The sequence below is a fragment of the Streptomyces sp. NPDC004561 genome, assembly GCF_053602155.1.
This window is the reverse complement of sequence record NZ_JBSGDB010000598.1, coordinates 1-4,874: the sequence shown is the minus strand read 5'-3', so window position 1 is coordinate 4,874 and position 4,874 is coordinate 1. Positions and strand designations below refer to the sequence as shown.

At 73.1% G+C, this 4,874-nt stretch carries 6 protein-coding genes; 3 read left to right on the top strand and 3 right to left on the bottom strand.

Annotation, left to right across the window (positions count from 1 at the left end):
- Positions 1-299: 299 nt before the first annotated feature.
- Entirely contained in the window at positions 300-734 is a 435-nt protein-coding gene (locus ACWEN3_RS41585) for an ATP-binding protein (RefSeq protein WP_452982459.1), read from the bottom strand.
- Positions 735-879: 145 nt separating this feature from the next.
- Here ACWEN3_RS41585 and ACWEN3_RS41580 point away from each other — a divergent pair, with 145 nt between their 5' ends.
- Together ACWEN3_RS41580 and ACWEN3_RS41575 are read left to right on the top strand one after the other, a co-directional pair.
- Positions 880-1,122: a hypothetical protein gene (locus ACWEN3_RS41580; protein ID WP_452982456.1), complete on the top strand. Its 243-nt coding sequence runs from the start codon at positions 880-882 to the stop codon at positions 1,120-1,122.
- A 265-nt stretch (positions 1,123-1,387) separates the two neighbouring features.
- Positions 1,388-1,843 carry a cyclic nucleotide-binding domain-containing protein gene (locus tag ACWEN3_RS41575; protein ID WP_452982453.1) on the top strand — a complete coding sequence of 152 codons (456 nt, stop codon included), beginning with the start codon at positions 1,388-1,390 and terminating at the stop codon, positions 1,841-1,843.
- A 4-nt stretch (positions 1,844-1,847) separates the two neighbouring features.
- Here the strand turns inward: ACWEN3_RS41575 and ACWEN3_RS41570 are convergent, their stop codons facing one another.
- Positions 1,848-3,152: an MFS transporter gene (locus ACWEN3_RS41570; RefSeq protein ID WP_452982450.1), complete on the bottom strand. Its 1,305-nt coding sequence runs from the start codon at positions 3,150-3,152 to the stop codon at positions 1,848-1,850.
- An 83-nt stretch (positions 3,153-3,235) separates the two neighbouring features.
- Positions 3,236-3,850, bottom strand: coding sequence for a LysE/ArgO family amino acid transporter (locus ACWEN3_RS41565; protein ID WP_452982447.1), 615 nt, complete (start codon positions 3,848-3,850; stop codon positions 3,236-3,238).
- A gap of 78 nt (positions 3,851-3,928) precedes the next feature.
- On the opposite strand from ACWEN3_RS41565, the gene ACWEN3_RS41560 reads away from it, so the two are divergent.
- The gene (locus ACWEN3_RS41560) at positions 3,929-4,813 is read left to right on the top strand and encodes a LysR family transcriptional regulator ArgP (RefSeq protein ID WP_452982444.1); all 885 of its coding nucleotides are present in this window, start codon (positions 3,929-3,931) and stop codon (positions 4,811-4,813) included.
- Positions 4,814-4,874 lie beyond the last annotated feature (61 nt).

The window sequence follows — 4,874 nt, the reverse complement described above, 5'->3', positions numbered from 1 at the left end:
CGCGCGGGGGCGGCGGCGGGGGTGGCGGGCGTGCCGGGGCGGCTTGTCGACATGTCGGTCAGCATGCGGATTCGCTCCTGAACGTGGTTTCAGGGCACGGCCGGGAAAAGGATTCCGGGTCGGCCCGAACGGTGCTGTCAGGGTTCGCCGCGGGGTGTGCCGCCGAGCCCGCCAGGAGGGGGCCCAGTCAGCCTTGCGGTTCCCGCTGGGCGCGCGCCTCCGGTCCGAAGCACGAGATTCCGTCTGCCCCCCGGCACCGGGGGCAAACGCCGGTGCGGGTCAACTTCACCGGGAGGGGTTCAGTTCAGCGGCACGACGGCGGTGATGCGCTTGCCTCCGCAGGGCAGTTCGGCGACCCTGACGTCCCGGGCCAGCCGGCAGACGATGGGCCAGCCGCGGCCGTGGAGCTGGGAGTGGCCGCACTCGTCCACGGGCGCCACGCTCACCGGGACCTCGTCGCTGCGGTCGCTCACCGAGACCCGAACCCCGCCCGGGTCCACGTCGACGTCGAAGCCGGTGATGCCGCCGCCGTGCAGGATGGCGTTGGTGGTGAGCTCCGAGGTGACCAGCAGGGCGTCCTCCATGACCTCGGCGCCGCAGGGGATGGCGCGCTCCCGGCACCGCTCGGCGACCAGGCGCTGTACCGTTCTGCGCGCCTCGGCGGGCCGGGACGGCGGTCGGCGGCAGGGGTCCCGCAGGGGCGCGGTAGCGCTGGTCGGGTAGTTGTCGGGCATCCTTTCCTCCCTGGGCGACACCGGGATCGTGTGGGCCTGTGCCCGGCTTGCGTGGTCTCTCCTCTTCCGGCTGACCCCCTGCGGCGCCGTCAAACACGTTCGGTGTGGATGCCATCACGGCGGTCCGGCCGGGTACCCGGTCCCCATGACCGATGTGGTGGACGCGGACGAGTTGTTGCGACGTATCCAGCGGGGCCGGGACCACGCGGCCGAGGCGGAGCGGGTCTGGTCGGAGCGTGCGCAGGGGCTGACGGCGACCGATCCGGACGGCGCGCGGGAGGCGGCGGACCGGGCGCGGGCCTACGAGGCGGTGCTGCGGGTGCTGGACGAGATCGTCAGTCCGGGCGGGCCTTCGGCGACGGAGGAGGGAGCGAGGCAGGTCACGTGACCTGCTCCGATTTCCGGAACGGACACCAAGTGGTTTATCGTTCATCCATACGTGACGCACGAGTGGGCCGGAACCGTCCTTCCCCCCGCCCGCGTCACCGCGAACGGCCCTGGCCGGCCTCCCCCGTCCGGCCAGGGCTTTTTCCTGCCCGGACGGCGGCGGGACCGGGAAAAGGCGCGTCCTTCGAGGTGCCCGGGGCAGCGGCAGCGGCTGAAATGGGCTTAGGGAAAGCACCCGAACCGCCGCCGGCGAGGAGCCCCGCGCCATGACCAAAGCGATAAAACTGCTGACAGCGCTGCCCCAGGCGCAGCGCGAGCGCCTGATGGAGCTGGCCAAGGAGACCTCCTTCCCGGAGGACACCCGCATCTTCGAGGCGGGCGGCACGGCCGACCGGTTCTGGGTGATCCGCTCGGGCGCGGTCCATCTGGACCAGCAGGTCACCTCGCGCCAGCGGGTGACCGTGGCCACGCTCGGCGCGGGCGACCTGCTCGGCTGGTCCTGGCTGTTCCCGCCCTATCAGTGGGACTTCGGCGCGGTGGCCTTCAGCAACGTACGGGCCTACGAGTTCGACGGGCCCCCGGTGCTCGCGCTGTGCGTGGAGGACCCGCTGCTCGGGCTGTCGCTGGTGCGGACGGTGGCCGAGATCCTCGCCAACCGTCTGGAGACGACCCGCGGCAAGCTGATGGACCAGTACGCGCTGCGCCGCCGCAGCCCGCTGTAGGCCCTCAGATCCGGTAGCGCCGCAGCGCCGGTACGGCGGCGGCCAGGGCCAGCATGAGCACGACGACCAGCGCGCCGCCGCCCGCCACGGCGGCGCGCGTGCCGAACGCCGAGCCGGCGGTGCCGTGCAGCACGTCGGCCAGGCGTGGGCCGCCCGCCACGACGACCGTGAACACGCCCTGCATCCGGCCGCGCATCTCGTCGGTCGCGGCCGACAGCAGGATCGCGCCCCGGAACACCATCGAGATCATGTCCGCGATCCCGGCCGCGGCGAGGAACGCCATGGCGACCCAGAGGTTGCCGCTCAGCCCGAACCCCGCGATGGCCACGCCCCAGCCGACGACCGCCCAGACGACCATCCAGCCGTGCCGGCGGGCCCGGGAGAACACGCCGGAGAACAGCCCGCCGAGCACGGCGCCGACCGGGATGCCGGCGAACAGCACGCCGAGCGCGAGACCTTCGCCGAAGGGGTGGTAGGTCTCCGCGGCCAGCTGCGGGAACAGGGCGCGGGGCATGCCGAAGACCATGGCGACGATGTCGGCGAGGAAGGACAGCAGCAGTACCTTGTGCCCGGACATGTACTGGAACCCGGCCGCGATCTCGCGCATCCCGGCGCGGCGGGCGGGGACGTCGCCGAGCGGCGGCAGCGCGGGCAGCCGGAAGACGGCCCACACGGTCACGCACAGCGCCAGGGAGTCGACGAGGTACAGCTCGGGCAGCCCGATGACCGGGATGAGCACACCGGCGAGCAGCGGGCCGGCCACCAGACCGGTCTGCATCACCGTGGAGCCGAGCGCGTTGGCCGCGGGCAGCTGCGCCGCCGGCACCAGCCGGGCTATGGAGGCGTTGCGGGCCGGGGAGTTGAGGCCGAAGAACGCCTGCTGCACCGCGAGCAGCGCCATCAGGACGACGACCGAGTCCAGACCGGTGACGGCCTGCGCCCAGAACAGCAGCGAGGTGACCGCGATCCCGATGTTGGTGACCAGCAGCAGCTTGCGGCGGTCCACGGTGTCGGCGACCGCCCCGCCCCACAGCGCGAACACCACCATGGGCACGAGGCCCGCGAGGCTCGCGTAGCCGACCCAGGCCGAGGAGTGCGTGATGTCGTAGATCTGCTTGGGTACGGCGACGGCGGTGAGCTGGCTGCCGACGGCGGTGACGATGGTCGAGGACCACAGCCGCCGGAAGGCCGGGACGCGCAGGGGGCGGGTGTCCATCGCCCAGCGGCGCCAGCCCGGCCGGGGCTGGGCGTCGTCGGCCACGGGCGACTCGGTGTCGGCCTTGGTACTGCTGCTCTCGCTGGTGTCCACGGATGTCCTGGTTGCTCGCTACATCATTTAACTTCGAGAGCCTAACTATTACAGCAACTCTTTCGCTGAGCGAACTACTTGTCTCAGCCACCCGCGAGCAGCGAGACGCCCAGCGCCAGCATGGTGGCGGCGACCAGGCCGTCCAGGACCCGCCAGGCGCCGGGCCGGGCCAGGAACCGGCCCAGCAGCCGGGCGCCGAAGCCGAGCGCGGTGAACCAGCACAGGCTCGCGACCGCGGCGCCGAGCCCGAAGGTCCAGCGCAGCGGACCCCGGTCGGCCGCGAGGGAACCGAGCAGGAAGACCGTGTCCAGGTAGACGTGCGGGTTGAGCCAGGTCATCGCCAGGCAGGTGAGCACCGCCCGGCGCCGGGACCCGGCGGCCTCGCCCTCGGCCACGAGGCCGGTGCCGGGCCGCAGGACGCGGCGGCCGGCGAGGAGGCCGTAGCAGAGCAGGAAGGCGCCGCCGACGATCGCGACCGCCCGGAGCGCGCCCGGCCAGGCCACCACGACCGCGCCTACCCCGCCGACGCCGAGCGAGATCAGCACCGCGTCGGACAGCGCGCAGATGCCGACCACGGCGAGCACCGCGTCACGGCGCACCCCCTGCCGCAGGACGAAGGCGTTCTGGGCGCCGATGGCGACGATCAGGGACAGGCCGGTGCCGAAACCGGCGACCGCCGCGGTCAGGGAGTTGCTCATGCGTTCGAAACTAGGGTCGCGGCAGGAGCAAGTACAGCTAAAGATTCTTACGTATCCTTAGCAGCCGTGATGGAGCCGATGAGGGACCTGCCCCTGGAGCAGGTGCGCACGCTGCTCGCCGTGGTCGACGAAGGCACCTTCGACGCGGCGGCCGCCGCCCTGCACGTGACGCCGTCGGCGGTCAGCCAGCGGGTCAAGGCCCTCGAACAGCGCACCGGCCGGGTGCTGCTCCAGCGCACCAAGCCGGTGCGGCCCACGGAGTCCGGCGCGGTGCTGGTGCGGTTCGCGCGCCAGCTCGCCCGGCTGGAGCGGGACACCTGGGGCGAGCTGGGGCTGAGCGGCGCCGGGGAGCCGACGCGGGTGTCGGTCGCGGTGAACGCGGACTCGCTGGCGACCTGGTTCCTGCCGGCGCTCACCCGGGTGCCGGGGCTCTGCTTCGAACTGCGTCGCGAGGACGAGGACCACACGGCCGCCCTGCTGCGCGAGGGCCTGGTGATGGCGGCGGTGACCTCCTCGCCCGACCCGGTGCCCGGCTGCACGGTCCGCCCGCTCGGCCGGATGCGCTATCTGCCGGTCGCCGCACCGGAGTTCACCCGCACCCGGCTGGCCGGGCGGCCCCTTCCCGAGACCCTGTCCGGCTCCCCCGTGGTGACCTTCGACCGCAAGGACGACTTCCAGGACGGCTTCGTACGCCGGCTGGGAGGCGGGTCCGCCGGGCCGCTCAGGCACCATGTGCCGACCTCGGAGGGCTTCCTCGGCGCGGTCGCCGCCGGCCTCGGCTGGGGCATGGTCCCGGAGGACCAGGCGGGGCCGCTGCTGGCGGACGGCCGGCTGGTCCTGCTCGCTCCCCGCGAGTGGATCGACGTCACGCTGCACTGGCAGCAGTGGAAACTCGACTCCCCCGCGCTCGCGGCACTGGCCGACGCGGTGACGGCGACCGCGGCCGAGGCGCTGCGCCGCTGACGGCGGCCGACGGCTGCACGCCCGGCTCCCGGCGGCCGGAAGCGGAGTAGCGTGCTTCGGG

Coding starts and splice junctions, on each gene's coding strand:
- ACWEN3_RS41585 (WP_452982459.1), bottom strand. CDS start 734: ATGCCCGACAACTACCCGACCAGCGCTACCGCGCCCCTGCGGGACCCC.
- ACWEN3_RS41580 (WP_452982456.1), top strand. CDS start 880: ATGACCGATGTGGTGGACGCGGACGAGTTGTTGCGACGTATCCAGCGG.
- ACWEN3_RS41575 (WP_452982453.1), top strand. CDS start 1,388: ATGACCAAAGCGATAAAACTGCTGACAGCGCTGCCCCAGGCGCAGCGC.
- ACWEN3_RS41565 (WP_452982447.1), bottom strand. CDS start 3,850: ATGAGCAACTCCCTGACCGCGGCGGTCGCCGGTTTCGGCACCGGCCTG.
- ACWEN3_RS41560 (WP_452982444.1), top strand. CDS start 3,929: ATGAGGGACCTGCCCCTGGAGCAGGTGCGCACGCTGCTCGCCGTGGTC.